At 66.7% G+C, this 25,668-nt stretch carries 22 protein-coding genes; 10 read left to right on the top strand and 12 right to left on the bottom strand.

The window, feature by feature from the left end; genetic code table 11:
• Nucleotides 1–19: 19 nt before the first annotated feature.
• From V9K97_RS20145 to bamE, 3 genes are all read right to left on the bottom strand, one after another.
• Nucleotides 20–379: an HPF/RaiA family ribosome-associated protein gene (locus V9K97_RS20145; protein ID WP_126746153.1), complete on the bottom strand. Its 360-nt coding sequence runs from the start codon at nt 377–379 to the stop codon at nt 20–22.
• Between the two features lie 97 nt (nt 380–476).
• Nucleotides 477–905, bottom strand: a complete 429-nt coding sequence (locus tag V9K97_RS20140) for a CBS domain-containing protein (RefSeq protein WP_337320196.1) — start codon at nt 903–905, stop codon at nt 477–479.
• 141 nt (nt 906–1,046) lie between these two features.
• A complete protein-coding gene (gene bamE, locus V9K97_RS20135; RefSeq protein ID WP_337320194.1) occupies nt 1,047–1,655 on the bottom strand; it encodes an outer membrane protein assembly factor BamE domain-containing protein in 609 nt (202 codons plus the stop codon).
• A gap of 207 nt (nt 1,656–1,862) precedes the next feature.
• Between bamE and ylqF the strand changes: the two genes are divergently transcribed.
• Nucleotides 1,863–2,834, top strand: coding sequence for a ribosome biogenesis GTPase YlqF (gene ylqF / locus V9K97_RS20130; RefSeq protein WP_337320193.1), 972 nt, complete (start codon nt 1,863–1,865; stop codon nt 2,832–2,834).
• Nucleotides 2,835–2,850: 16 nt separating this feature from the next.
• On the opposite strand, the gene V9K97_RS20125 is transcribed toward ylqF, so the two are convergent.
• A complete protein-coding gene (locus V9K97_RS20125) occupies nt 2,851–4,503 on the bottom strand; it encodes a DUF4139 domain-containing protein (protein ID WP_337320192.1) in 1,653 nt (550 codons plus the stop codon).
• A gap of 206 nt (nt 4,504–4,709) precedes the next feature.
• Here V9K97_RS20125 and V9K97_RS20120 point away from each other — a divergent pair, with 206 nt between their 5' ends.
• Entirely contained in the window at nt 4,710–5,129 is a 420-nt protein-coding gene (locus V9K97_RS20120) for a PaaI family thioesterase (RefSeq protein WP_337320191.1), read from the top strand.
• Here V9K97_RS20120 and V9K97_RS20115 read toward each other — a convergent pair.
• Nucleotides 5,065–6,297 (bottom strand): acyltransferase family protein, encoded by a 1,233-nt coding sequence (locus tag V9K97_RS20115; RefSeq protein ID WP_337320190.1) that lies wholly within the window; start codon nt 6,295–6,297, stop codon nt 5,065–5,067. The genes V9K97_RS20120 and V9K97_RS20115 overlap by 65 nt on opposite strands.
• Nucleotides 6,298–6,458: 161 nt before the next feature.
• On the opposite strand from V9K97_RS20115, the gene V9K97_RS20110 reads away from it, so the two are divergent.
• The 4 genes from V9K97_RS20110 (at nt 6,459) to V9K97_RS20095 (ending at nt 10,960) form a co-directional block, all read left to right on the top strand.
• The gene (locus V9K97_RS20110; protein ID WP_337320189.1) at nt 6,459–7,358 is read left to right on the top strand and encodes a LytTR family DNA-binding domain-containing protein; all 900 of its coding nucleotides are present in this window, start codon (nt 6,459–6,461) and stop codon (nt 7,356–7,358) included.
• A 179-nt stretch (nt 7,359–7,537) separates the two neighbouring features.
• Nucleotides 7,538–8,740: an ammonium transporter gene (locus V9K97_RS20105; protein WP_258501467.1), complete on the top strand. Its 1,203-nt coding sequence runs from the start codon at nt 7,538–7,540 to the stop codon at nt 8,738–8,740.
• A 73-nt stretch (nt 8,741–8,813) separates the two neighbouring features.
• The gene (locus tag V9K97_RS20100; protein WP_337320188.1) at nt 8,814–9,944 is read left to right on the top strand and encodes a Fic family protein; all 1,131 of its coding nucleotides are present in this window, start codon (nt 8,814–8,816) and stop codon (nt 9,942–9,944) included.
• An 80-nt stretch (nt 9,945–10,024) separates the two neighbouring features.
• Nucleotides 10,025–10,960, top strand: coding sequence for a succinylglutamate desuccinylase/aspartoacylase domain-containing protein (locus V9K97_RS20095; RefSeq protein ID WP_337296709.1), 936 nt, complete (start codon nt 10,025–10,027; stop codon nt 10,958–10,960).
• Between the two features lie 62 nt (nt 10,961–11,022).
• Here the strand turns inward: V9K97_RS20095 and V9K97_RS20090 are convergent, their stop codons facing one another.
• The 3 genes from V9K97_RS20090 to V9K97_RS20080 are packed head-to-tail and all read right to left on the bottom strand — an operon-like array spanning nt 11,023 to nt 14,330.
• On the bottom strand, nt 11,023–11,937 hold the full coding sequence (locus V9K97_RS20090; protein ID WP_337320187.1) for a peptidoglycan DD-metalloendopeptidase family protein: 915 nt from the start codon (nt 11,935–11,937) through the stop codon (nt 11,023–11,025).
• Nucleotides 11,938–11,979: 42 nt separating this feature from the next.
• Nucleotides 11,980–12,516 carry a pseudouridine synthase gene (locus tag V9K97_RS20085; RefSeq protein WP_337320222.1) on the bottom strand — a complete coding sequence of 179 codons (537 nt, stop codon included), beginning with the start codon at nt 12,514–12,516 and terminating at the stop codon, nt 11,980–11,982.
• Nucleotides 12,516–14,330: a glutamine--tRNA ligase/YqeY domain fusion protein gene (locus V9K97_RS20080; RefSeq protein ID WP_337320186.1), complete on the bottom strand. Its 1,815-nt coding sequence runs from the start codon at nt 14,328–14,330 to the stop codon at nt 12,516–12,518. The genes V9K97_RS20085 and V9K97_RS20080 overlap by 1 nt, the downstream gene beginning before the upstream one ends.
• A gap of 134 nt (nt 14,331–14,464) precedes the next feature.
• Here V9K97_RS20080 and V9K97_RS20075 point away from each other — a divergent pair, with 134 nt between their 5' ends.
• The gene (locus V9K97_RS20075) at nt 14,465–14,815 is read left to right on the top strand and encodes a hypothetical protein (RefSeq protein ID WP_258501455.1); all 351 of its coding nucleotides are present in this window, start codon (nt 14,465–14,467) and stop codon (nt 14,813–14,815) included.
• Between the two features lie 89 nt (nt 14,816–14,904).
• Here V9K97_RS20075 and V9K97_RS20070 read toward each other — a convergent pair whose 3' ends face one another.
• From V9K97_RS20070 to V9K97_RS20055, 4 genes are all read right to left on the bottom strand, one after another.
• A complete protein-coding gene (locus V9K97_RS20070) occupies nt 14,905–15,744 on the bottom strand; it encodes a LytR/AlgR family response regulator transcription factor (RefSeq protein ID WP_258501453.1) in 840 nt (279 codons plus the stop codon).
• A complete protein-coding gene (locus V9K97_RS20065) occupies nt 15,741–16,838 on the bottom strand; it encodes a sensor histidine kinase (protein WP_337320185.1) in 1,098 nt (365 codons plus the stop codon). The genes V9K97_RS20070 and V9K97_RS20065 overlap by 4 nt, the downstream gene beginning before the upstream one ends.
• Nucleotides 16,835–17,128 carry a 2TM domain-containing protein gene (locus V9K97_RS20060; protein WP_337320184.1) on the bottom strand — a complete coding sequence of 98 codons (294 nt, stop codon included), beginning with the start codon at nt 17,126–17,128 and terminating at the stop codon, nt 16,835–16,837. The genes V9K97_RS20065 and V9K97_RS20060 overlap by 4 nt, the downstream gene beginning before the upstream one ends.
• A gap of 64 nt (nt 17,129–17,192) precedes the next feature.
• A complete protein-coding gene (locus tag V9K97_RS20055) occupies nt 17,193–17,714 on the bottom strand; it encodes a DUF6622 family protein (RefSeq protein ID WP_258501448.1) in 522 nt (173 codons plus the stop codon).
• A gap of 229 nt (nt 17,715–17,943) precedes the next feature.
• Between V9K97_RS20055 and V9K97_RS20050 the strand changes: the two genes are divergently transcribed.
• The 3 genes from V9K97_RS20050 to V9K97_RS20040 are packed head-to-tail and all read left to right on the top strand — an operon-like array spanning nt 17,944 to nt 25,668.
• The gene (locus tag V9K97_RS20050) at nt 17,944–19,278 is read left to right on the top strand and encodes an efflux RND transporter periplasmic adaptor subunit (protein ID WP_337320182.1); all 1,335 of its coding nucleotides are present in this window, start codon (nt 17,944–17,946) and stop codon (nt 19,276–19,278) included.
• A 43-nt stretch (nt 19,279–19,321) separates the two neighbouring features.
• Entirely contained in the window at nt 19,322–22,429 is a 3,108-nt protein-coding gene (locus V9K97_RS20045) for an efflux RND transporter permease subunit (RefSeq protein ID WP_337320181.1), read from the top strand.
• Nucleotides 22,426–25,668, top strand: a complete 3,243-nt coding sequence (locus V9K97_RS20040) for an efflux RND transporter permease subunit (RefSeq protein ID WP_337320180.1) — start codon at nt 22,426–22,428, stop codon at nt 25,666–25,668. The genes V9K97_RS20045 and V9K97_RS20040 overlap by 4 nt, the downstream gene beginning before the upstream one ends.

Here is a 25,668-nt window from a genome sequence, read left to right as displayed (position 1 = left end):
GCACGGGCGCTTGCCGGAGCTATTCCGCGATAAAGCCCGCGTCCTTGCGGATGGAGTCGCGGTCGCGGTGGTTGTTCAGCCGGCCCAGCGTGTTGTCGAGCAGGCGCTTGAGCTTTTCGGCCGCGCCCCGGAAGGCTTCGTCCAGGGTGGTGGCGTATTGCGTCACGGCCAGCGGCTGGTGGTGCGCAAGCCGTGCTTCCATCACGCAGCACTTGTTGCCCGCACCGGCCTTGTCGTGGTTTTCGTCGCTCAGATGCACTTCGACGCGCGTCACGTCGTCGACGAAGCGGCTCAGCTGTTGCTTGATCTCCGTATCGGCCCAGCGCTCCAGCGCGTCCTTGTTGTTGACACCGTTGCTCGTGTTGACCTGAATCTGCATGCCGTGTTCCTGCTGATGGATGAACGAGCCCCTACTGTGCGCCCTAAACAGGCCGGGCGCGCGTAGGCGTGTTCCCCACCTTGGGGCAGGCATGGGATCAACTCTGGATATAGGTCGTGAGCTGCGCGATGGTCACTTCGTGGTCGGCAATGATGTCGTCCATCAAGTCCTGGATGGAGATCATTCCCACCACCTTGTCGCCGTCGACCACCGGCAGGTGGCGGAACTTGCGCTGGCTCATGAGCGCCATGCAGGCGCGCGTGCGGGTTTGCGGGGTCACGGTCATCACGTCGGGCGTCATGATCTCCGAGACCTTCATTTCCTTGGAGTTCTTGCCCTGCAGCGCCACCTTGCGGGTGTAGTCGCGCTCGGAGAGAAAGCCCACCAGCTTTTCGCCGTCCATCACCATGAGCGCGCCCACTTCGAAATGCGCCAGCGTGGCCAGCGCATCGAACACGCTGGTGTCCGGCGAGGTGCGCCAGGCCGCGGAGTCGTGGCGCTTGAGCAGTTCGGAGACGGGTTTCATCGCGGTAACTCCATCAAAAGTTTCAATTCGACCGACGCGCCGATGCGCCGCGTTCAGTCAAATGATAGGGGCGGAACAGCCCCCCGCGATGCAAAACATCTAGTGGATTGCACGTGTCTCGCCGAGACGCGCCAACGCGAACTAAGGTGTTGGTGCCAGCACGCGGCTGAGCGCCACCGGGTCGCCGATCACCGACTTGACCAGGCCCTTCTCGTCGAAGTTGACCTCGTACTCGGACCAGCTGTCGCGCCAGTAGCGCCACGTGGGTGCGTCGAGGCTGGGGTTCTCGGCCGCAACGGGGTAGCCGATGGCCATCAGCACCTGCTCGCGCGTCATGCCGGGCATCACCTTCACGGCAAGAATGGCATTGCGGATCGCGGGCGGAAAAGCCGCCATCTTCTGCTTGGGGTCTTCGGTCACCACGTAACGCTTGGCAAAGTCGATCAGCGTGATGTTGCGGCTGTAGTCGTTCTTGATGCGTTGCGGCTTGCCGGCCAGGTCGGCGCTGAACCAGCGCATGTCGTAGGCCGTGATGCGGGCCGGCGTGCCCACGGCCACGATGCTGGTGCCTTGCTCGTCGTAGTTGATGTCGCTGATGGAGCTGCCGTAGGTGCGCATGTTGCAGCACAGGTAGCCGTCGATCATCGGGCCCTGCGGCGGCGTGGGGCGCTGGGCATGGGCAACGGTTGCGACTGTCGCGGAACCAACGGTGGCTGCCAGCAGGGCGGCAGCGGCAAGGCGCTTGAACATGGATTTCCCTCGAATGATTATTGGAAAGCGGCTGCGGGTGCAGCGCGCGGATTCTAGGGGTGCGGTACGCCGCAGCACAGGCAAAATGGACGTCTGAAGCTATGGAAAACGTAGCAGTGTGATCTGCCGCACGTTCCCCGTCGACAATGCGCACCCGGCCTTCGTGCCGCCCCCTCCCAGACAGAGCGAAAGAAAGAGCATCCATCGATGGCGATCCAATGGTTCCCCGGGCACATGTACACGACCCAGAAGGCCATCACCGAGCGGGTGAAGGACATCGACGTGGTCATCGAGCTGCTCGACGCGCGGCTGCCCGGCTCCAGCGCCAACCCGATGCTGGCCGAGCTCACGGCCGGCCGTCCCTCGCTGAAGGTGCTCAACAAGCAGGACCTGGCCGACCCGGCGCGCACCGCGCTCTGGCTCGCGCACTACAACGCGCTGCCGGCCACGCGCGCCATTCCGCTCGACGCGAGCCAGACCACGCCGGCACAGGCCATCGTGCGCGCCTGCCACGAGCTCTCGCCCAACCGCGGCGGCATGGCCAAGCCGATGCGCGTGCTGATCTGCGGCATTCCCAACGTGGGCAAGTCGACCCTCATCAACACGCTGACCGGCAGCCGCAAGGCCAAGACCGGCGACGAGGCCGGCATTACCAAGCTGGAGCAGCGCATCACGCTGGCCGACGACTTCTACCTGTGGGACACGCCCGGCATGCTGTGGCCGCGCATCGTGGTGCCCAAGAGCGGCTACAACCTGGCGGCCAGCGGCGCCGTGGGGCGCAATGCCTTCGACGAGGAAGAAGTGGCGCTGGAGCTGCTCAACTACCTGAAGGCGAACTATGCCGAGGGCATTACCGCGCGCTTCAAGCTGGCGGAGCACGACGCCGCCGCCATTGCCGCCATGAAGGACGAAGAGCTGCTCGACGCCATCGGCCGCAAGCGCGGCGCGCTGCTGGGCAAGGGCCGCGTCAACCTGCAAAAGGCTGCGGAGATCGTCATGCATGAGTTCCGCGCCGGCAACCTGGGGCGCATCACGCTCGAGACGCCTGAAGAGTTCTTGCAGTGGCTCGCAGAGGGCCAGCGCATCGATGCGGAACGTGCGGCCAAGAAAGCCGCACGCGGCAAGAAGCGCAAGCCGGGCGCCGGGCCTTCGGAAGGCCAGGCGCCCGAGGCGGACTGAACAAGGCCGCGCTCGCTCAGCGCATCTGCAGGCGCGCGTCCTTCGGGTAGCTGATCGTGTAGTCGGCCGCCACGCGCGCGGTCTTGCCGGCATCGAGGTCGAAGCTCCACATCGCTAGGCCCGGCTGCTTGTTCCAGGCCAGCTCGCCTGGTTGCGGCGCGAACTGCGCCGCCACGCGCACCTGCTCGTCGACGGAAACCGGCGCGGCCTCGAGCACCTGCACCGCAATGGGTGTGCGGTGGCGGTTTTCGACGACATAGGCGCGCTGCACCTTGCGCTCCGCGCGCGAGCCGACGAAGCCGCCCGTGCCCTGGCTGTCTTGCTCGGGCTCGGGTTGCACGCGCACGAGTTCGTCGCGGCCGAAGGAGAGCGTGAGCTTCGCGTCGCTCGGCGCGTTCCAGCGGCCGCTGCCGACAAAGTTGCCGTCGCGGTACAGCTGCAGCGCCCCGGCCGGCCACACGCCTGACGGTTGGGCGAGTTCGGCGACCAGGAAGGCGCTGGCGTCGACGCGCGGACTGGTGCGCGCGGCAAGCTTCGCCGTGTCTTCGTGCTGGCCCAGCGCCAGCGTGACGCGCTGGCCGTTGGAGGGCACGTCGATGCTTTGCGGCACGGCAAATTCAGTGGCAAAGCTGTTGTCGAACACGGCCACATCGAAAAGCGGCTCCGCAGCCTCGGCCATTGCGCGCTTCCGTTCGAGCGATGCAGCGGGTGCCGGCGCTGCCATCATGGCAACGGCCGGGCTTGCGGGCGCACGCTGCGGCTGCTCGATGCCGATGCGCCACGCGCTTGGCGTGCGGCCCGTGGTTTCGCGGCGCGGCTGGCCGGTGGAAAGCACCAGCTTCACGCCGCGCCAGTCTTCGCCCGTGGCCTGCGCCACCAGCGCCTGGCGCTCGATGCGCACCTTGCGTGTGGCGGTGTCGAGCAGCGCGCGGTAGGTGGGCGTCCAGCCCGGGCCGTTGACCTGGTAGCTGAGCTTCACGTCGGTATCTGCGCTGGCCGCCAGCGTGACGGTTACGGCCACGACCTGCGTGCCGTTGCCCTGTGTGCGCGTGCGCTCGGCCAGGAGCGGATTGAGCTGGCGGTCGATGTCGGTCTGCTTGCGCTGGATCTGGTGCTGCTTGAGCAGCGAATCCTGTCCGGTGCGGCGCATCGCATCGGTCATCGCGGCAAGGTTGCGCGCGTCCACCGGAGCGCGGGCGCCCTGGGCCGGTTCGCTGCCCCCCGAGAGGCCCTTGAGATAGCCGGTGACCAGGCCGAGTGCATCGCTCTCGGCCTGAAGCGCAGCTTTCTGGTCCTCCAGGTCGCGAATGCGGCCGTCGAGCGCGCTGGTCGCGCAGCGCGCCGAGAGTTCGCGTGGCTCATTGAGCACCGAGGTTTCGCCCAGGCGCACCGAAGCGCCAGCCGACACCTGCAGGCTCTGCACGTCGAGGCCGGCGGGCAGGCAGGCAAAGGTGACCGATCGGCTGCCGGCCGCCACCCGCGCCACGCGCTCCACCGTGGCGCTGCCGGGGTACACCTTGACTTGCGTGATGCGCGACGCATCCGCGCCGGCCGCGGTTGCCACGGCCTGCGCATACGCGCCGGTGCCGAGCACCAGCCAGGCTGCGGCAACAACGGTGGCGCGCAGGTCGGCACGGAAGAAGAAGGAGGAAGAAGAGATTGCTTTCATCGGAGCCTCGGTAGTGGATCGTTCCTTCACTCATACGGCGGGGCTTCCAGACCGGGGTTAAGTCTCGGCAAAAAAAGTGCGCTGTCGCCAAGGCAACTGTCGAAGCGGTGCGGGTCTCCCGCGCGACGGCGCCCGGCGGAGCCGCTTCGTAGAGTGGCTCTCCGTATCTTTCATCGTCTTCCATCCTTTCTTTTTGAAAGACCGCCATGCTCGACACCATCCAGGCCATCAACAAGACCGCTGCCTTCAATCGCTGGGCGGGTTTCGAAGTCACCCGCGCCGCCGGGGGCGAAGCCGAACTGCGCATGGAATGGCGCGAGGAGGACATGGGCCAGTACTCCGGGTTTCTGCACGCGGGGCTCATCGGCGCAATGCTCGACACGGCCTGCGGCTTTGCGGCGTCCACCGTGGCGGGCCGGGTGCTGGCATCGCACTTTTCGGTGAACTGCCTCTCGCCCGCGCTGGGCCGCGCCTTCATTGCGAGGGGCAAGGTCGTGAAGGCAGGCCGCAAGCAGGTGTTCACCACCGCCGAGCTCTACGGCCAGGGCGAGGGCGACAGCCTCAAGCTCGTGGCGACGGGGAGCGCCATCCTGGTTCCGGTGGAAGAGGCTCCGCCGGTGAAGTGATTTCCGTCTTGCCACCGATGCGCCGGGGCCTGAGCCCGAACAGCGGCCGCAGCCAGGTGAAGCGGCAAATCAGCCCGTCGGTGAGTAGCCAGCAGCCGGCGATGGTGAGCACAACCAGCAAGGCGGGCTCCAGCACCGGCCCCAGCGCGAGCGGTGCCAACAGTGCAATGCCCGCAATGATCAGCGTCTGGTGCAGCACGTACCACGGGTACACCGACTCGTTGGCCCAGCGCAGCCACGGCCAGGGCCTGTTCAGGTAGCGGTGGCCGTGGCCAAGGATGGTGGCGACCGCCAGCCACAGGTAGAGCATGCGCAGCGTGTCCATCAGCACGCCCGAAGGCGGGCCCTTCGCGCCGAGCCGCAGCACGATGAAAGCCGCGATCGCCGCCGCGGCCAGCGCAAGCGACACGCGGCGCACGCGCGCCAGCTCGCGCCACACGCCGGTGTCCGCGCCCATCCAGTAGCCGTACAGAAACACGGTGAAGAAGATGCTGTGCAGGTAGAAGTCGCGAACCAGGTTGTGCGTCGGAGGAAAGTGCCGGGCCAGCAGCATCGTCCACACCAGCAACGGAAGCGCCGGCAGCAACAGCAGCTTCCAGCCTCGCAGCCCGTTGAAGCTGCGGCGCATCCATTGGCCCGCGCGCGAGTGCCATATCGGCAGCGTGAGCGCGATGAGCGCCGTGTAGGTGAACAGGTAGGGCAGGTACCAGAGGTGGTTCCAGGTGATGCCGAAATCCGCACCGGCAAACGCCTGCTTCGGCCATGGCTCGCTCATGGGCAGGTAGCGCAGCAGGAAGGCGCCGAAGCCCGGCGCCACCAGCCCGTTGGCCACGCCTTCGGCATAGGCCTGGTACGGCACGATCACCGCCATGCCGAACGCCAGCGGCAGCATCAACCGGGCGCCGCGGCTGTGCAGCAGGCGCCAGGTGCCCTGGTTGCGGCTCAAAAAACCCAGCGACACGCCCGAGATCAGGAACACGAGGTCCATGCGCCAGAGATTGATAACGCGCATCGGCCACTGCAGCCATTCGGCCGCATGCGGGCTCTTCAGGTGCCAGGGCCAGTCGGCCACGTAGTACATCGCCACGTGGTACAGGATGACGAGCAGGAAGGCCAGCGCACGCAGCGCATCGATGTCGTGCCGGCGATCGGCGGAGGGTGCGGGCATCGAAACTCCTCGAATGACGCAACAGAGAAGCCGCCATGGTCGTGTCCAGCCGCCGCCGGCAGAGCACCAAAGGGACGGATCGCGCCTTGTTTGTGACGAGCGGTGCCCACCAGGGACGAAATTCGCCCGCCGGTGCGCGGATCATCGCGAGAATCCCGGGCATGGGAGACTCCCGAAAGAACCTGTACGAGCGCTACGAGCCCATCCGCCGCTGGGTGGAAGTGGGCTTCTGGGTCGTCTTCCTGGCGCTGCAGGCGGTCTTCAACACCACCGTGGCGCTGATCGATGCGCGTGACCGCGCGGTGCCCCGCGCCGCCTGGGAGATCGTGACCTGGGAGGTGTCCAGCCACTTGGTGCTGCTGGCGCTGGTGCCGGCGGTGGTCGCCGTCCAGCGCAGGCTGTCGCCGCTCGCGCGCACGCACCTGCTGCGCTACCTGGCCTGGCACCTGGCTGCCAGCGTCGTCTTCAGCCTGGTGCACGTGGCCGCGATGTTCGCGCTGCGGGCCATGGTCTATTCGGCCATGGGCGAGCGCTACGACTTTGCGGGCTGGACCGGGCGCTGGGGCTACGAATACCTGAAGGACGTGCGCGCCTACCTGTCGATGGTGTTCGGCATCTGGGTCTATGGCGTCTTCATGCTGCGGCTGCAGGGCGAGGCGCGCGTGCTCGACCCGCCCGAGGCGGCGCCCGCCGAGCCTGACGTGCATCAACCGGCGCCGCCCGCGCAGCCCTCGCGGCCCGAGCGCTTTCTGGTGCGCAAGCTGCGGCGCGAATTCCTGATTGCCGCCGGCGACATCGACTGGCTCCAGGCCGAAGGCAACTACGTCGGCCTGCACGTCAACGGCCACGACTACCTGCTGCGCGCCACGCTCACCGACTTTCTGACCCAGCTCGACCCCGCCCGATTCGTGCGCGTGCACCGCAGCCACGCGGTCAACCTGGGGCACATCAAGGAGATAGAGCCGCTCGACGGTGGCGACGCCCGGCTGCACATGCACGATGGATCCACCGTGCCGTGCAGCCGGCGCTATCGCGATGCGCTGCGTGCGGGCTTGAGCTGAGCGGCGATAGCTTGTTCGTCCGTCCTGTTCCGGTGCAGCTTCTGCACTGGGAACGCTCATTCAGCGCCTTTGCGCACCATGAAAGAGCCTTCAGGCACCATTTTTGCTTCCTTGCGGCGCCGCCCCGAGCGATTCGGGTGCGACGCACCAATTCAAACCAAAAACTGCAAGAAGCTCCCATGGACGCACTCAAACAGGGCGCAGATGCGCTGTTCATCCTTCTCGGCGCCATCATGGTCTTTGCCATGCATGCCGGCTTTGCCTTTCTGGAATTGGGCACCGTGCGCAAGAAGAATCAGGTCAATGCGCTGGTCAAGATCCTGGTCGATTTCTCGGTCTCGACAGTCGTGTACTTCCTCGTCGGCTATGGCGTGGCCTATGGCACCCACTTCTTTGTGGGCGCGACCGAGCTGGCGGCCAAGAGCGGCTACGAGCTGGTGAAGTTCTTCTTTCTGCTGACCTTTGCCGCGGCCATTCCGGCCATTATTTCGGGCGGCATCGCCGAGCGCGCCAAGTTCTGGCCCCAGCTCATTGCCACGGCGGTCATCGTCGGCCTTGTCTATCCGCTGTACGAGGGCATTGCGTGGAACAAGGCATTCGGCATCCAGGAGTGGATTGCCTCGGCCACCGGCCACGAGTTTCATGACTTTGCCGGGTCGGTGGTGGTGCACGCGGTGGGCGGCTGGCTCGCGTTGCCCGCCGTGCTGTTGCTGGGAGCGCGCCGCAACCGCTACCGGGGCGACGGCTCGCTGAGCGCGCATCCGCCCTCGAACATTCCTTTTCTGGCGCTCGGCGCGTGGATCCTGTGCGCGGGCTGGTTCGGCTTCAACGTGATGAGCGCGCAGACCATCGACAAGATCTCCGGGCTCGTGGCCGTCAATTCGCTCATGGCCATGGTGGGCGGCACGCTGGTGGCGCTGGCCATGGGCAAGAACGACCCCGGCTTTGTGTACAACGGCCCGCTCGCCGGGCTGGTGGCCGTGTGCGCCGGCTCCGACCTGATGCATCCGCTGGGTGCGCTGGTGGTGGGTGGCGTGGCCGGCGGCATCTTCGTCTTCATGTTCACCCTCACGCAGAACAAGTGGAAGATCGACGACGTGCTCGGCGTGTGGCCGCTGCACGGCCTGTGCGGCACCTGGGGCGGCATTGCGGCTGGCGTCTTCGGCACGCAGGCGCTGGGCGGCATCGGCGGGGTCAACGTGTGGGCGCAGCTCATCGGCACCTTGATGGGCGTGGCGTGGGCTGCTCTTGCGGGCGCGGCGGTGTACGGCGTGCTCAAGGCCGCGATGGGCCTGCGGCTCACGCAGGAAGAGGAATACGACGGCGCGGACCTGTCGATCCATCACATTTCGGCAACGCCGGAGCGCGAGGTGAACTGGTAAGCGAAGCCGGGCTGAAGCGTATTTTCGGCAAATACGCTTCAAATGTGAAGCGTATTTGGCTAGAATGCGCTTCATGTGGATCTGGCAAGCCAAAAAATGGCCGCGCTTTGAAGTCGACGCGCAGGCACTGCAACCGGCGCTGTCGGCTGCGCGCCTTGCACAGGGGCGCATGCTGGGCGTGGCGGGCAACCTTCAACTCGTCGACCTGAGCGAACTCCAACTTGGCGAGTGGACGCAAGAAGCCATCTCTACCGCCCAGATCGAGGGCGAAACGCTCCAGGTCAATTCGGTGCGCGCTTCGGCGGCCCGGCGGCTTGGGCTCACGCCGGCCGATCGCATGCCAAGAGATGCGCGTACGGAAGCCACGCTCGACATTGTTGAAGCAGCCGTTGCGCGTTGGGATGAGCCACTTTCAGAAGAGCGACTTCTCGATTGGCACGCCGCGCTTTTCCCGAACGGACGAAGCGGCATCACACGCATCGTGACGGGTGGCTACCGTGTCCACGCAGACCCCATGCAGATCGTCACCCCGCGCATCGGCAAGCCGGATACGGTGCACTATGAAGCGCCGCCTTCACGCGATGTGCCGGCTCAGATGAGAGCGTTGCTCGAATGGTTCGAGCACAGTCGGGAGCAGCCCGCAATGGACGGCATCGTGCGCAGCGCCATCGCGCACTTGTGGTTCGAAACCATCCATCCATTCGAAGATGGCAATGGCCGGATCGGCCGCGCTCTGAGCGACTTGGCGCTGGCGCAGGATCTCCGCAGTAGCCAGCGTCTCTTCAGCATGTCTCAGCAGCTATGGCTCGACCGCGCGGGTTACTACAACCAATTGCAGGCCGCCAGTGCCCAGGAAAGCATGGATGTCACACCGTGGGTGCGCTGGTTTGTCGGCTGTGTTGAAAAGGCGTGCCTCGCAACGCTGGCCCAGATCCAGGCTGCGGGCGCCAAGGCTGGCTTCTGGGCACTTCTGGACACTGCGCATCCGCAACTGACGCCAAGCCAGCGCAAGGTGTTGAACAAGCTCTATGACGCGGGTCCCGGTGGATTTCTGGGTGGCATGAGCACAGAGAAATACGTGGCTATTGCAGGCGTGTCGCGCGCCACCGCGTATCGGGAGCTGACCGAGTTGGCGACATCGGGCTTGCTCGAAAGAACAGGGCAGGGCAAAGCAACCCGGTATGCGCTCGTTCGCTCGACGTAGCCGAGGGAAGCACAAGAGCAAGAAAGCGCGGCCTGTAGCAAACTCGGTCGACCGCTCCGCTTGAATACTCACCACCGCCCATGACCCAAACGCCCCCCGCCTTCGAAGTTCTCCCCCGCGACATCTCCGCCTACCGCAAGGGCAACATCGGCATCGACTACGTGCACCGCTTCGAATCCGGCAAGCCCGGGCCGCACGTGCTGATCAACGCGCTCACGCACGGCAACGAAATCTGCGGCATGACCGCCGCCACGCACCTGCTCGACACCAACGTGCGCCCCAAGATCGGCACGCTCACCGTGAGCTTTGCCAACGTGGAGGCGTACGAGTCGTTCAACGAAGCGCTGCCCTCCGACAGCCGCCAGCTGGTGCATAACCTCAACCGCATCTGGTCCCCCGAATGGCTTGACGGGCCCGAAGACAGCCCCGAGCTGCGCCGCGCCCGCGTGCTGCGCCCGGTGGTGAGCGCGGCCGACCACATCCTGGACATTCACTCCACCAGCCAGCCTGTGGTTCCGTTCTGGGTGTACCCGGCCTATGAGCGCAATGCCGAAGCGGCACTCGCCCTCGGCCGCCCCCCGGTGCACCTGGTCATGCCCGACGGCCTGGGCTCCGGCACGCCGCTGATCCAGCATGGCCGCCACGGCCAGCCCGATGGCAAGGGCGTGGCGCTGGTCGCCGAATGCGGCCAGCACTTCCTGCGCTCAGCGTCAGAGCTGGCCATCGCCATTTCGCTCGACTTTCTGGCGCACTTCGGCCTCATCGACAAAGACCCGGCTGTGCCCGCGCCCGGCCCGCAGCGCCGCTTCGAGCTGCTGCAAACGCACATCATCAAGTCGGAAGAGTTTGCGTTCGTGCGCCCGCTGATCGGCTTCGAGACCTTTGCCAAGGGCGAGCTGATTGCAACCAACGGCCCTGACGAGATTCGCGCGCCATGCGATGAGTGCACGATCTTCATGCCCGCGCAGCACGTGATCGTGGGGCGCGAGGCGGTGTATCTGACGAAGCCGATTTGAGATCGGCCGGCAATCAGGTGACGACGCTTTCAAAGTGAAGTCGTCGCCGATGCTGGGTCATCTCAAGCCGCAATGAATAGCGCCGGATCCACCATCGCCCGGTTCAGCATCACCGACCAGTGCAGATGCGGCCCCGTCACGCGACCGGTGGCACCCACGGCCGCAAGCTGCTCGCCGGTCTTCAGCAGGTCGCCCACCTTCACGTCCACTCGGCTCAGGTGGCAATACATCGTCAGCAAACCGCCGCCGTGGTCGAGCCACACCGTGCCGCCGTTGAAGAAATAATCCCCCGTGTCGATGACCCGCCCCGGCAGAGGCGCCAGCACGGGCGTGCCGGTGGCGGCCGCGATGTCCATGCCGCTGTGCGGATTGCGCGACTGGCCATTGAACACGCGGCGCAGGCCGAACGAGCTGGAGCGGCGGCCCGGAACGGGCACGCGCATCTGCAGCGAGGCATCGGGCCTCAGGTCGGTGAAGGTTGCCATCACGGTGGCCAGGTGCGCGCGTTCGCGCTCATAGCGCGCCTCGTCTTCGGGCGAGAGGTCGACCGTGCGCGGTGGCACCGTAAGGCGTTGCTCGCGGTACTGCTTGGGGCCCACGGTATAGGCGACCTGTTTTTCGGCGCCGCTCTCGGAGCGCACAACGATGCTTGCGTCGCCTGGCGTGGCGGCGAGCGGAATGCCCACCAGCGCCGTCCACTCGATGGCGTCGCCCAGCACGAGCAATGGCACATCGCCTGATAAGGCGGCCGGTCGTTTGGCGCTCGGGCCGAGCGACAGGCGCGCCACGCCGCCCGGCACCTGGGACGCGTGCGGCCAGACGTCGGGGCGCTGTTGCTTCGGCTTCGCAGCGGGCGCGGCGCTGACATGCGTTGCAGCGGGCAGCGCCAGCAGGCCCAGCGCGCCGAGCAAAGCGTGGCGGCGATTCAGCAGAGTGGGCGAGAGGAGATCGGAGAAATGGGAGCGGTTGCTGCGCATAAGAGATCGAATGAATGAAAGATGTGCCGTGCCGCTGTTGCGCTACTCCAGCCAGGTGCCGGGCGCCAGTCCGTCCAGCGTGTGCGGCCCGATGGCAGCGCGAATCAGGCGCAGGGTGGGAAGCCCCACGGCGGCGGTCATGCGCCGCACCTGCCGGTTGCGGCCTTCGCTGATCGCCAGCTCCAGCCATGCGGTGGGAATGCTCTTGCGTTCCCTGATGGGCGGCTGCCGCACCCACACATCGGGCGGTGGATCGAGCAGACGCGCGCGGGCTGGCCGCGTGAGGCCGTCGTTGAGTTGCACGCCTTCGCGCAGCGCGGCCAGCGCCTCCTCGGTGGGCACGCCTTCCACCTGCACCCAATAGGTCTTCTCCATCTTGAAGCGCGGATCGGCAATGCGCGCCTGGAGCTGGCCGTCATCGGTGAGAAGCAGCAGGCCTTCGCTGTCGGCATCGAGGCGCCCGGCGACATAGACGCCGGGAATGTCGATGAAGTCTTTCAGCCCGCGCCAGCGACCCTCTGGCGTGAACTGGCTGAGCACGCCATAGGGCTTGTTGAAGCGAATGAGGCGAGAAGGGATTACTTGCCCCAGCTGTCCCGCATGCCCGCGGCGCGATTGAACACCGGCTTGCCGTCGGCACTCGCCTTGCTGTCGCGCACGAAGTACCCATGCCGCTCGAACTGGATGCCGACGCCGGGCTCGGCCTTTGCCAGTGACGGTTCCACATAGGCCGTGCAAGCTTCGAGGCTGGCCTTGTTCAGCTCGTCCATCAGCTCGCCGCTGCCCGGGTTGGCCGCCGCAAACAGCCGCTCATACAAGCGCACTTCGGCCCGCACGGCGTCCGCTGCAGCCACCCATGTGATGTTGCCCTTCACCTTGATGGCGTCGGCGCCGGGTGTGCCGCTCTTGGTGTCGGGCACCAGCGTGGCCTGCACTTCAATGAGCTTGCCGCTCGCGTCCTTGGTGCCGCCGGTGCATTCGATGACATGGCCGTATTTGAGCCGCACCTTGTTGCCGGGGAACAGGCGGAAGAAGCCCTTGGGCTGCACTTCCTCGTAGTCGGTGCGTTCGATCCACACCTCGCGGCCGAGCTTGAACTCGCGCTTGCCCATTTCGGGGTGATGCGGGTGCACGGGAGCCGAGCAGTCGTCGAGTACCTCGTCGCCACCCATGAGTTCGCCCCAGTTGGTAATGACCAGCTTCACGGGGTCGAGCACGGCCATGGCGCGCGGTGCGATGGGGTCCAGGGTGTCGCGCAGCGCGGCTTCCAGGCTGGCGTAGTCGATCCAGCCGCCGGACTTGGTGGTGCCGCTGCGTTCGCAGAACAGCCGAAGCGCCTCGGGCGTGTAGCCGCGGCGGCGCAGGCCCGCCAGCGTGGGCATGCGGGGGTCGTCCCAGCCGTCGACGTGCTTTTCTTCGACCAACTGGCGCAGCTTGCGCTTGCTGGTGAGCACGTGGGTGACGTTCAGGCGCGCAAATTCATACTGGCGCGGATGCGGGCTCGCGATGAGGCCGCCTTCGGCCAGGCGGTCGAGCAGCCAGTCGTAGAAGGGGCGCTGGTCTTCGAACTCCAGCGTGCAGATGGAGTGGGTGATCTGCTCCAGCGCGTCTTCGATTGGGTGCGCAAAGGTGTACATCGGGTAGATGCACCACTTATCGCCGGTGTTGTGGTGCGTTGCGCGCCGTATGCGGTACAGCGCGGGGTCGCGCATGTTGATGTTGGGGCTCGCCATGTCGATCTTGGCGCGCAGGATGGCGGCGCCGTCGGGCAACTGGCCGTCCCGCATGGCGCGGAAGCGGGCGAGGTTTTCTTCCACGCTGCGGCTGCGGAAGGGGCTGTCGGTGCCGGGCGTGTTGAAGTCGCCGCGGTTGGCGCGGATTTCCTCGGCGCTTTGCTCGTCCACATAGGCCAGGCCGGCGCCAATCAGGTATTCGGCGGCGCGGTACATGAAGTCGAAGTAGTCGCTCGCAAAATACTCGTGCGGCTGCAGGGTGCCCGGGGCGCTGGGGCGGTCTGCCAGATAGGTTTCGTAACCGAGCCACTTGACCGCGTCGCGGATGGAATCGACGTATTCCTGCTCTTCCTTCTCCGGGTTGGTGTCGTCGAAGCGCAGGTGGCACACGCCGCCGTATTCCTTTGCCAGCTCGAAGTTGAGCCAGATGCTCTTGGCATGGCCGATGTGCAGGTAGCCATTGGGCTCGGGTGGAAAGCGCATGCGAACCTTCGCCGGGTCGGGCATGCCTTGGGCGTGATGGGCGGCGTCGCCGGGCGAGCCACCCCACTTGCGGCCAGAATAGGCACCCTGCGCAAGGTCGTTTTCGATCACGTGGCGCAAGAAATTACTCGGTGCAGCGGCCGTTTTCGCGCTGTCTTTGTCGGTCGGGGAGGTCATTGCGGCATTCTAGAGGGCACCCCCTCCCGGTTACTTTTGGCAACGTTCTTCACATTACGGCGGGCAACCGCTTTGCATTTGGCGCGTTCAATACCTACATGGGCGGAAACGCCCCAACCAGGAGTTCAAAGATCATGAGCCTCACACGTTCAACCTTCTTCAAATGGGCCGCCGCGGGTGTCGTGGCAGCCGGCGCTTTGTTTGCGGCCACTTCGGCCAGTGCCCGCGGCGACGTGAGCTGGTCTGTGGGCGTGGGCCTTCCGGGCGTGTCCGTGGGCGTTGGCGCTCCGGCCTACTACCCCGCCCCGGTTTATGCGGCCCCGGCGCCTGTTTATTACGCGCCGCCGCCTCCGGTGTACTACCGTCCGCCGCCGCCGGTGTATTACCGCCCGGCACCGGTGTACTACGCTCCCCCGGCGTATTACGCACCGCGTGGCTACTACCGCGGTCATGGGCACGGCCACGGCCATCGCCACTGGCGTTAAGCCATAGCGCCCTCAAGGCGCGATTCGCAAAGTAAAAAAAGCCGGCTCCCTTGGGAGTCGGCTTTTTTATGCGCGTTCGACTGTCGATTTCACATGGCGCGAAAGAGGTGGCCGTAAAGCCGGCTGACAGGAATTTTTTCGGGCCGGCCCCTCAGGTCCAGGTGCAGCTTGCCGGCCTCGTCGCGGTGCACGGCCTCGATGGCCGCACTGCGCACCACCACCGCGCGGTGCACCTGCCAGAAGACCTCGGGGTCGAGTTGGGTCAGCAGCTGCTTCAGCGGCGTGCGGATCAGGTATTCATGCCTGGCGGTCAGCACGCGGATGTACTTGTCGGCCGCCTCGAAGTACAGCACTTCGTCGATTGGAACCATGCGCACGGTGCTTCCACCGGCTTCGCTGGCGGCAATCATCTTCAGCGGGGCGGCGGAGGCGGGCGGCGGCGATCCGCCGTTACCCGCAGCGGCAAGCACCTGGCGCCACTGCGCAAGGGTTCTCTCCAGGGCCTCGTCGGCAACGGCCGAAGCCAGGTTGGCCTGTTGCTGCGCCGCCAACGCCTGCCGGAGCCGCAGCACGGTCTTGCGCAGGCGCTCGGGCTGCACGGGCTTGAGCACGTAGTCGATGGCCTGGGTCTCGAAGGCGCGGGCGGCATATTCGTCGTAGGCGGTCACGAAGACGAGTTGCGGCATGGGCGCCTCGTCGGTGGGCCAGCGGTCGGCCAGTTCGGCCGCGGCACCCAGGCCGTCCAGCCCAGGCATGCGAATGTCGAAGAACAGCACCTGGGGCAGCAGCCGCAGCGCCTCGCGCACGGCGCTGCGGCCATCGCCCGCGGTGGCAAGCACCTGCAGTTCAGGCCACGCCGCGGCCAGTTCGGCCTTGAGGGCGTGGGCGAGCAGGGGCTCGTCTTCGGCAATGAGGGCAGTGGGTTTCATGCGGCTGTGGGCAAGGGAAAGCTGAGCGTGGTGCGGGTTCCGCCCGCGGGCGCGGCGGCCAGGCTCATGCGGCCCTGGTCGCCGTACATGGTGGCAAGCCGTTCGCGCACCTGTTCGAGCCCGAAGCCGCTGCCTTCGCCGCCTTCGTCACCTTCGATCGACGAGGGCCGGGCCACGTCGAGGCCGACACCGGTGTCGCTCACTTCGATGACCAGGCGGCCGGCGTCCTGCCGCGCGCGCACAACGATCTTGCCGCCCTCCACCTTGGGCTCGAGCCCGTGGCGAATGCTGTTTTCAACCAGCGGCTGCAAGAGCAGCGGCGGCACCGGCGTGTCGCGCAAATCTTCGGGCAGATCGAGCGTGTAGCGCAGGCGGGCGCCCATTCGAACCGACATCAGCTCGAGGTAATCGGCCAGCCGTTCGAACTCGGCCGACAGCGGATGCGCAAGAGCGCGCGAGCCGCTGAGCGTCATGCGCAGGTAGTTGTTGAGGCGATCGAGCATGGCCACGGCGCGCGGCGGGTCGGCCGTGATCAGCACGCGCAGGTTGGCCAGCGTGTTGAAGAGCATGTGCGGCTCGAGTTGCGTTTCGAGCAGCTTGAGCCGCGCTTCCGTGGCGTTGCGCTGCGCCACATTGAGCTGGCCCTGCATGTGCCGGCTCTTGCCAAGGCTGTAGAAGAAGTAGGAGATGCCGGCGGTGGCTGCCAGCGTGATGCCGATGGTGGAAACCATCTTCGCCTGGCCCAGCTTGTAGAACGCGAACAGCGGACGGCCGCTCCATGCATCGCCGATGGCCTGGCCGGCGAAAAAGCCGATGGTGACGCTCACCGCCACCAGCACGACGCCGCGAACACCGCGCGGCCAGCGGATGGGCTCTTGCCCGCTCAGCAGCAGCCGGCCCACGTCGATGAGCAACCAGCTGATGAGCCCGATGGACAGCGAATAGACGAGCTGCTCACTCCAGGGGCCGCCTCCGGATGCGGCGATGGCCGCCGCGATCACGCAGCAGCATGCCGCGGTGATGAGGCCGTGCCGCAGCAGGTCGCGCAGGTTTTCTGCCAGAGGGACGACCCGTGGAGCGGGAGCAGGCGTCAAGAATTGCCTCCATGCAGCGCGCGCCGTTCGCGCTCCACCAGCCGGTCATAAAAACTGCCGCCCGGCGCAATGAACCAGATGACGGCGCCGTGAATCAGCAGGCCCAGGCCCCAGCCCATGAGCGGATAGATCGCCCAGGTGTGGCCGCGCGATGCGGAAAGCGCCACCAGCCCGAGGTTGACCAGCACGTAGACCAGGGCATGGATGTACCAGCCCATCTTGGCGCCGGCACGGCGGCGGGCGAGTTTTTCGACGTCGCGGGTGGACGGGTTGGCTTGTGTGGGGTTCATGACGGTTCTCCAAAAAACGAATGGGTCGAATGGTCTGGGGCAGTCGATGAATCGGCTGGCGATCTTAGGCCGCACGGGCCTGCACGGCCATGGCGTCGGTGCGGATGGCCAGCTTCCAGAGCCGCACGGCGCGCGCCGCGAAGATGCCGCTGAAGGCGCCGTACAGCATCGGGATTGCAGCGGCGAAGCTGGCCTGCTGGCGCAGTTCAGGGTGCATGGCGAGGGACACGCCGACCGCGTACTTGGTGAAGAAGATGCCCATCATCAGCACCAGCGGCACGGCGCTGCCGGCCACGTGAAACTTGCGAGCGTCGCGGTCATAGCGCGTGGTGGCGGGCAGGGGCTGCTGAAGCACCACCAGCACCAGCGCGGCGGCGGCCACGGCCCAGCCGAGCAGGGCACCCGGCGAATCGCCGAAGGCCGAGATCACGCCCGCCAGCGAAAGGCCGGTCATGGCAACGGGCATCACCGTCACCTTGGCCAGGCTGACTTGGCCGGTCAGCAACTGCCTGCAGCCAAGCCACAGGAGCAGCGCAAAAACGGCAAAGACCCACTTCGGGGTATGAAGAATGATCTGCAGCAGCATGGCGTTTCTCCTGGGTGAAAAGATGATTCGATGGGCCGGACTGTGCCGGCGCATGCGAGCCCGGGCCATGGGTCTGCGACGAAATGCAGGCCGGGCGCGCGGAATGCAGCCAACGGGCGCGAAACGCACCGTTTTCCGAAGCTTTACCGATGCTTTACGGTTCATAAGACAGGAGCGCTACGATCCAGCGCTCCACTAGCGGCCGTACTTGCGCATTGCCACACCACACATGGAATCACCGAACTCCGAGCCTTCTTCCGGCGATTCGCCTGCTGTTCAACCGGTACACCCCGCCTCGTCCCCGCCGCCCCGGCCGCCTTCGCGCCGCCGGCTCTGGCTTGGCAGCCTGATTGCGCTGCTGTTATTGCTGCTGCTGGGAGGCGGCGCCTGGTACCTCATCAACCGCAAGGCCAGCACCGCCGGCGGGCCGGGCTTCGGCGGCGCCACCGTTACCGTTGGCAATGCGCTGGCGCGCGAGATCGAGCTGCCGGTGACCATCGACGCGCTCGGCACGGTCACGCCGCTCGCAACCATCACGCTCAGGGCGCAGGTGGGCGGGGTGCTCACCGAGGTGCTGTTCACCGAAGGGCAGACCGTTGCCAAGAACCAGCTGCTCGCGCGCATCGACCCCCGGCCCTACGAGCAGGCGCTGATGCAGGCACGCGGCACGCGCCAGCGCGACGAGGCGCAGCTCGAGGCCGCGCGCGTGACGCTCGCTCGCTACCGCACGCTGCTGGGGCAAGACTCCATCGCCCGGCAAGACGTGGACACCCAGGCCGCGCTGGTCCGGCAGCTCGAAGGCACGGTCACCACCGACCTGGCCGCCGAAGCCGCCGCCAAGCTGAACCTCGACTACACCCGCATCACAGCGCCAGTGGCCGGCCGCATCGGCCTGCGCGCGGTGGACGCGGGCAACACCGTCACAGCCAATGCAACCACGGGCATTGCGGTCATCACGCAGATGAACCCGATCGACGTGCAGTTCTCGGTGCCGCAAGACCGCGTGCCCGACATCCAGGCGCAGCTTGCCAAGGGCGAGCCGCTGCCGGTTACCGCCTTCGACCGCACCCGCGCGGCAACGCTCGACACGGGCACCTTCTCCACGCTCGACAACGTGGTCGACACCACCACCGGCACGGTCAAGGCCAAGGCCCGCTTCGGCAATGCGCAGACCACGCTGTTCCCGAGCCAGTTCGTCAACGTGCAGATGCTGCTGCGCAAGGTGCGCGCGGTGGTGGTGCCGGTCACGGCGGTGCGCACCGGCCCCAATGGCGACTACGTGTATGTCATCAACCAGGACCGCACCGTCTCGATGCGCCAGGTGAAGCGCGGCGAGGCGAATGTCGATGTGGTCGCCATCACTTCAGGCCTGCAGGCCGGCGAGAACGTGGTGACCGAAGGCGGCGACCGCATCAAGGACGGCGCCGTTGTTCAGCTGCAGGGCGAGCGCCCGGCCATGGGCCCGCGCGGCGGCGCCTCGGGGCCCCGCGGTGCGGCATCGGGCCCGCGCGGAGAACGCGGCGAAGGCGGTGGAGAGCGGCGGCGCCAGCGCCCGCCGCAATGAAGAGCATCGGCAACAACCCACGGAACAAGCGAGCGCGTTCGCGATGAGCCCCTCACGCCCTTTTATCGATCGGCCGGTGGCCACGGCGCTGCTGATGGTAGCCATTGTGCTGGCCGGCTTCGTGGGCCTGCGGCTGCTGCCGCTGGCCGCGCTGCCGCAGGTCGACTACCCGACCATCCAGGTGCAGACCCTCTACCCCGGCGCCAGCCCCGAGGTGATGAGCCGCACCGTCACCGCGCCGCTGGAGCGCCAGTTCGGCCAAATGGCCGGGCTCAACCGCATGAGCTCCGTGAGCTCGGCGGGCGTGTCGATCGTCACGCTTCAGTTCGCGCTCGACCAGACGCTGGACGTGGCCGAGCAGCAGGTGCAGGCGGCCATCAATGCCGGCGGCTCGCTGCTGCCGGCCGACCTGCCGGCGCCGCCCGTGTATGCCAAGGTGAACCCGGCCGACGCGCCCATCCTCACGCTGGCCGTGAGCTCCGAAACCATGCCGCTCACCGAGGTGCAGAACCTCGTGAACACGCGGCTCGCGCAGAAGATCAGCCAAGTGAGCGGCGTGGGGCTGGTGTCGCTTTCGGGCGGGCAGCGGCCGGCGGTGCGTATCCAGGCCGACACCAACGCACTGGCGTCGGTAGGCATTGGCCTGGACACGCTGCGCAGCGCCATCACCGCGGCCAATGCCAACAGCGCCAAGGGCAGCTTCGACGGACCGCGCAGGGCATACACCATCAACGCCAACGACCAGCTCGTGACGGCGGACGACTACAAGAATCTCATCGTCGCCTGGAAGAACGGTGCGCCGGTGCGCATGACCGACGTGGCGCGCGTGGTCGACGGCGCCGAGAACACGCAGCTGGGCGCCTGGGCCGCCCTGCGCGTGGGCGAGCGGGACCCCGTGCTGTACCCGGCCATCATCCTGAACGTGCAGCGCCAGCCCGGCGCCAACGTGATCGGCACGGTCGACGCCATCAAGAAGCAGTTGCCCGAACTCGAAGCCTCGCTGCCGGGCTCGCTGAAGGTGGAGGTGCTGAGCGACCGCACCACCGGCATCCGCGCATCGGTCTCGCATGTGCAGCTCGAGCTCGGGCTGGCCGTGGTGATGGTGGTGCTGGTGATCTTCTTCTTCTTGCACAGCGTGCGCGCGACCATCATTGCAAGCCTTGCGGTGCCGATCTCGCTCATCGGCACCTGCGGGCTGATGTACCTGCTGGGCTACAGCCTCAACAACCTGAGCCTGATGGCGCTGACCATTGCCACGGGCTTCGTGGTCGACGATGCGATCGTGATGATCGAAAACATCGCGCGCTACCTGGAAGAGGGCGACCCGCCGTTCAAGGCCGCGCTCAAGGGCGCCACGCAAATCGGCTTCACCATCATCTCGCTCACCGTGTCGCTCATCGCGGTGCTGATTCCACTGCTGTTCATGGGCGACGTGGTGGGCCGGCTGTTCCGCGAGTTCGCCGTCACGCTGGCCATCACCATCCTGATTTCCGCCGTGGTGTCGCTCACGCTGGTGCCGATGATGTCGGCGCGCTGGCTCAAGCCGCAAGCCGAAGAGGGCGGGCGCTTCGGTGCCAGCGTGCAGCGCTTTTTCGACCGCGTGATCGCCCGCTACGACGTGTGGCTGCAATGGGTGCTGCGCCATCAGCCGCTGACGCTCGTGGTGGCAGTGGCCACGGTGGCGCTCACGGTGCTGCTCTACATGGTGATTCCGAAGGGGCTCTTTCCCACGCAGGACACCGGGCAGTTGCAGGCACGCATCGAAGCCGCGCAAGACGTGTCGTACACCCGCATGGCCGAGCTGCAGCAGCAGGCCGCCAATGCCATCCTGGCCGACCCGGAGGTGGCCAGCGTGAGCTCCGTGGTGGGGGTGGACGCGGCCAACAACACGGCGCTGAACACCGGCAGCATGCTCATCAACATGAAGGCCGACCGGGGCAACCAGGAAGCCACCATGCAGCGCCTGCGCGAGAGGGTGCGGTCGGTGGCCGGCGTCACGCTGTACCTGCAGCCCACGCAAGACCTGACCATCGACGCCGAGACGGGCCCGACCGAATTCCGCGTGTCGCTCGAAGGGGTGGACACCAACACCGTCGACACCTGGGCCCAAAAGCTCGTGGAGCGCTTGCGCTCCGAGCCGCTGGTGCGCAATGCCACCACCAACGCGGGTGCCAAGGGCCTGGCCGCCTATGTCGACATCGACCGCAACACGGCGTCGCGCCTCTCGGTCACGGCCAGTTCGGTGGACGACACGCTCTACAGCGCATTCGGCCAGCGCATCGTCTCGACCATCTTCACCGAGACCAACCAGTACCGCGTGATCCTCGAAGCACAGCGCGAAGCGCTGGCCTCGCCGCAGCTCTTGGGCAACCTGCAGTTGCGCACCGGCAGCGGCGCGCCGACCACGCTGTCGTCGATTGCCACGGTGCGCGAGCAGTCCGCGCCGCTGCAGGTGACGCACGTGGCGCAGTACCCGGCGGCCACGGTGGGCTTCGACACGGCCGAGAACGTGGCGCTCGGCAAATCGGTGGCGGCCATTCGCGCGGCGGCAAAGGAAATCGGCATGCCGGCGAGCATGACGATGAGCTTCCTGGGTGCGGCGGGGGCCTACGAAAAGTCGCTGTCCAACCAGCTGTGGCTCATTCTGGCGGCGGTGGTGTGCGTGTACATCGTGCTGGGCGTGCTGTATGAGAGCTACATCCATCCGCTCACGATTCTCTCGACGCTGCCTTCGGCCGGCGTGGGCGCGCTGCTTGCGCTCATGGTCACGGGCAACGACCTGGGCGTGATCGGCATCATCGGCATCATCTTGCTGATCGGCATCGTGAAGAAGAACGCAATCATGATGATCGACTTTGCCATTGACGCCGAGCGTCGCGAGGGCAAGTCGCCGCAGGAGGCCATTCACCAGGCGGCTCTGCTGCGCTTCCGGCCCATTCTGATGACGACGCTGGCGGCGCTTTTTGCGGCGCTGCCGCTGATGTTCGGCTGGGGCGAGGGCGCAGAGCTGCGCCGGCCGCTGGGCCTGGCCATCTTTGGCGGCTTGGTGGTGAGCCAGGTGCTCACGCTCTTCACCACGCCGGTGGTGTACCTGGCTTTCGACCGCATGGGCCGCCGATTCGGGCGCAAGCGGGAGGCTGTGGCCGAATGAACCTCTCCAGGCCTTTCGTCGAACGCCCGATCGCCACGGTCTTGTTGACCGTCGGCATCGCGCTGGCCGGGATTGCGGCGTTCTTCGTGCTGCCTGTGTCGCCGCTGCCGCAGGTCGACTTTCCGACCATTTCGGTGACCGCCAGCCTCGCGGGTGCGAGCCCGAGCACCATGGCGTCGAGCGTTGCCACGCCGCTGGAGCGGCGGCTGGGCGTCATTGCGGGCGTGAACGAGCTCACCTCGACCAGCTCGAACGGCTCGACCCGCATCAGCCTGCAGTTCGACCTGAAGCGCAACATCGACAGCGCCGCGCGCGAGGTGCAGGCGGCCATCAACGCGGCGCGAGCCGACCTGCCGGCCACCTTGCGCAGCAACCCGACCTACCGCAAGCGCAACCCGACGGCTGCACCCATTGCGATTCTGGCGCTCACCTCCAAGACGCGCACGCCGGGGCAGATCTACGAGGCCGTGTCCAACATCGTGAGCCAGAAGCTCTCGCAGGTGGAAGGCGTGGGCGAGGTCGAGATCGGCGGCGGCTCGCTGCCGGCTGTGCGGGTGGAGCTGGAGCCTTTCTCGCTCAACCGGTTCGGCATCAGCAGCGAAGACGTGCGCGCCGCCATCCAGGCCAACAACGCCAACCGGCCCAAGGGCGCCATCGAGAACGACGACCGACGGCTGCAGATCTACACGCCGTCCCCGGGCCGCCACGCCGTGGAATACCGCGACATGGTCATTGCCTGGCGCAACGGCGCGGCCGTGCGGCTGGGCGACGTGGCACGGGTGATCGACAGCGTGGAGAACACGCGCACGCTGGGCCTCTTCAACGGCCAGCCTGCGGTGATCGTGCTGGTGACGCAGGAGCCCGGCGCCAACATCATCGACACCGTGGATGGCGTGCGCGAACTGCTGCCCGAGCTGCGCGCGCAGCTGCCGCAGGACATCGAGGTGCAGGTGGCTTCGGACCGCACCAACTCCATCCGCGCCTCGCTGCGCGAGATCGAGGCCACGCTCATGATCTCCATTGCGCTGGTGGTGCTGGTGGTCGGCCTGTTCTTGCGCAAGGCGCGCGCCACCATCATCCCCGCGGTGGCCACGGTGGTGTCGTTGCTCGGCACCTTCGGGGTGATGCACCTGCTGGGCTACAGCCTCAACAACCTGAGCCTGATGGCGCTCACCGTGGCGACCGGTTTCGTGGTGGACGACGCCATCGTGGTGCTCGAAAACACCAGCCGCCACATCGAGGCCGGCATGGGCCGCGTGGAGGCTGCGCTGCGCGGTGCGCGCGAGGTGGGCTTTACCGTGCTGTCGATCAGCCTCTCGCTGGTGGCGGTGTTCATTCCGCTGCTGTTCATGGATGGGCAGATCGGCCGGCTGTTCCGCGAATTCGCGGTCACGCTGTCGGTGTCGGTGCTGATCTCGCTGGTCATATCGCTCACCACCACGCCCATGCTCTGCGCCATGCTGCTCAAGCCCGAGGAGCCCAATGCCAAGCCGCCGGGGCGCTTGGCGCGCATGTCGGAAGGCGTGTACCAGTGGAGCCTGCGCACCTATGCCCACAGCCTCGACTGGGCGCTCGCGAGCAAGGCCGTGGTCATGGTGGTGCTGCTGGCCGTGGTCGGCCTGAACTTCTACCTGTTTGCCGCCATTCCCAAGGGCTACTTCCCCGAGCAGGACAACGGACAGCTGAATGCGGGCCTGCGCGCGGACCAGAGCATTTCATCGGTGGCACTGAGCGAAAAGCTGCGCCAGGCGGTCGACATCATTCACAAGGACCCGGCCGTCGATTCCGTGGTGGGCTTTGCGGGCGGCAGCCGCTCGGGCGGCGGCTTCATGTTCGTCAACCTCAAGCCACTCTCGCAGCGCACCGAAAAGACCGCGGCGGTCGTCAACCGCCTGCGGCCGCAGCTCAACCAGCTGACCGGCCTGCGCGTGTTCCTGAGCCCGGTGCAAGACCTGCGCATGGGCGGGCGCTCGAGCAACTCGACCTACCAGTACACGCTGAAGGGCGACAACCTTGCGGACCTGCGCACCTGGACCGCAAAGCTGGCCGACCGGCTGCGCCAGGAAACCGCGCTCACCGACGTGGACAGCGACCAGGCCGACAACGGCGTGGAAACCTTCGTCGACGTCGACCGCGACAGCGCCGCGCGGCTTGGCGTGACCTCGAGCGCGGTCGACAACGCGCTCTACAACGCCTACGGCCAGCGCTCGGTTGCCACCATCTACGACGAGCTCAACCAGTATTCCGTCATCATGGAATGGGCCCCGCGCTACCAGCGCGCGCCCGTGGTGCTGAAGGACCTGTACGTGCCTTCGACGCTCACCACCAGCACCACCGCGAGCGGCGCCACCACCGTGAGCTCGCTGGCCAACACAACCGACGCGAGCACCGGCACATCGACCACCACGTCGGCCAACCCGGGGCTGCGCACCGCTTCCACGGGCCAGGCGCTGGCGGCCAACACCACGCTCATGGTGCCGCTCTCGGCCATTGCCAAGGTGAGCGAGCGGGCGGTGCCCAGCTCCATCGACCACCAGGACACCGAGCTCGCGAGCACCGTCTCGTTCAACCTGGGCGAGGGAGTCACGCTGCAGGATGCGCGGCGCATCGTCGCGCAGGCCGAGGCGGACATTGCCATGCCTGTGAATGTGCGCGGCAGCTTCCAGGGCACGGCGCTGGCGGCGCAGCAATCGCAGGGGCAGCAGCTGGCGCTCATCGTGGCCGCCATCGTGGTCATCTACATCGTGCTGGGCGTGCTTTATGAAAGCCTGATCCACCCGATCACCGTGCTCACCACGCTGCCTTCTGCGGGCGTGGGCGCGGTGCTGGCGCTGCTGCTGTTCCGCATGGAGTTTTCGATCATTGCGCTGATCGGGCTCTTTCTACTGATCGGCATCGTGAAGAAGAACGCGATCCTGATCATCGACTTTGCGCTCGAGGCCGAGCGTGCGCGCGGCATCTCGGCCGTGGAAGCGGTGCGCGAGGCCTGCCTGCTGCGCTTCCGGCCGATTCTCATGACCACGCTCGCTGCCGCGCTAGGCGCGTTGCCGCTGGCCATCGGCTTCGGCCAGGGCTCCGAGCTGCGCCAGCCGCTGGGCGTCGCGATCATCGGCGGCCTGGTGGCGAGCCAACTGCTTACGCTGCTGACAACGCCTGTGGTCTATGTGCTGCTCGACAAGCTTCGCCGGCGCTCCGGCAACGAGCGCCACCTGAGCCGCGCCGCAAGCTCGCCGACATGA

It is taken from the genome of Variovorax sp. CCNWLW186 (assembly GCF_037203865.1).
In the GTDB taxonomy this organism is placed as follows: Bacteria; Pseudomonadota; Gammaproteobacteria; order Burkholderiales; family Burkholderiaceae_C; genus Variovorax.
This window is presented reverse-complemented; position numbering and strand designations above follow the sequence as displayed.

Bases quoted from the DNA above. Each gene is read 5' to 3' on its own strand.
- V9K97_RS20145 (WP_126746153.1), bottom strand. From the start codon at position 379: ATGCAGATTCAGGTCAACACGAGCAACGGTGTCAACAACAAGGACGCG.
- V9K97_RS20140 (WP_337320196.1), bottom strand. From the start codon at position 905: ATGAAACCCGTCTCCGAACTGCTCAAGCGCCACGACTCCGCGGCCTGG.
- bamE (WP_337320194.1), bottom strand. From the start codon at position 1,655: ATGTTCAAGCGCCTTGCCGCTGCCGCCCTGCTGGCAGCCACCGTTGGT.
- ylqF (WP_337320193.1), top strand. From the start codon at position 1,863: ATGGCGATCCAATGGTTCCCCGGGCACATGTACACGACCCAGAAGGCC.
- V9K97_RS20125 (WP_337320192.1), bottom strand. From the start codon at position 4,503: ATGAAAGCAATCTCTTCTTCCTCCTTCTTCTTCCGTGCCGACCTGCGC.
- V9K97_RS20120 (WP_337320191.1), top strand. From the start codon at position 4,710: ATGCTCGACACCATCCAGGCCATCAACAAGACCGCTGCCTTCAATCGC.
- V9K97_RS20115 (WP_337320190.1), bottom strand. From the start codon at position 6,297: ATGCCCGCACCCTCCGCCGATCGCCGGCACGACATCGATGCGCTGCGT.
- V9K97_RS20110 (WP_337320189.1), top strand. From the start codon at position 6,459: ATGGGAGACTCCCGAAAGAACCTGTACGAGCGCTACGAGCCCATCCGC.
- V9K97_RS20105 (WP_258501467.1), top strand. From the start codon at position 7,538: ATGGACGCACTCAAACAGGGCGCAGATGCGCTGTTCATCCTTCTCGGC.
- V9K97_RS20100 (WP_337320188.1), top strand. From the start codon at position 8,814: ATGTGGATCTGGCAAGCCAAAAAATGGCCGCGCTTTGAAGTCGACGCG.
- V9K97_RS20095 (WP_337296709.1), top strand. From the start codon at position 10,025: ATGACCCAAACGCCCCCCGCCTTCGAAGTTCTCCCCCGCGACATCTCC.
- V9K97_RS20090 (WP_337320187.1), bottom strand. From the start codon at position 11,937: ATGCGCAGCAACCGCTCCCATTTCTCCGATCTCCTCTCGCCCACTCTG.
- V9K97_RS20080 (WP_337320186.1), bottom strand. From the start codon at position 14,330: ATGACCTCCCCGACCGACAAAGACAGCGCGAAAACGGCCGCTGCACCG.
- V9K97_RS20075 (WP_258501455.1), top strand. From the start codon at position 14,465: ATGAGCCTCACACGTTCAACCTTCTTCAAATGGGCCGCCGCGGGTGTC.
- V9K97_RS20070 (WP_258501453.1), bottom strand. From the start codon at position 15,744: ATGAAACCCACTGCCCTCATTGCCGAAGACGAGCCCCTGCTCGCCCAC.
- V9K97_RS20060 (WP_337320184.1), bottom strand. From the start codon at position 17,128: ATGAACCCCACACAAGCCAACCCGTCCACCCGCGACGTCGAAAAACTC.
- V9K97_RS20055 (WP_258501448.1), bottom strand. From the start codon at position 17,714: ATGCTGCTGCAGATCATTCTTCATACCCCGAAGTGGGTCTTTGCCGTT.
- V9K97_RS20050 (WP_337320182.1), top strand. From the start codon at position 17,944: ATGGAATCACCGAACTCCGAGCCTTCTTCCGGCGATTCGCCTGCTGTT.
- V9K97_RS20045 (WP_337320181.1), top strand. From the start codon at position 19,322: ATGAGCCCCTCACGCCCTTTTATCGATCGGCCGGTGGCCACGGCGCTG.
- V9K97_RS20040 (WP_337320180.1), top strand. From the start codon at position 22,426: ATGAACCTCTCCAGGCCTTTCGTCGAACGCCCGATCGCCACGGTCTTG.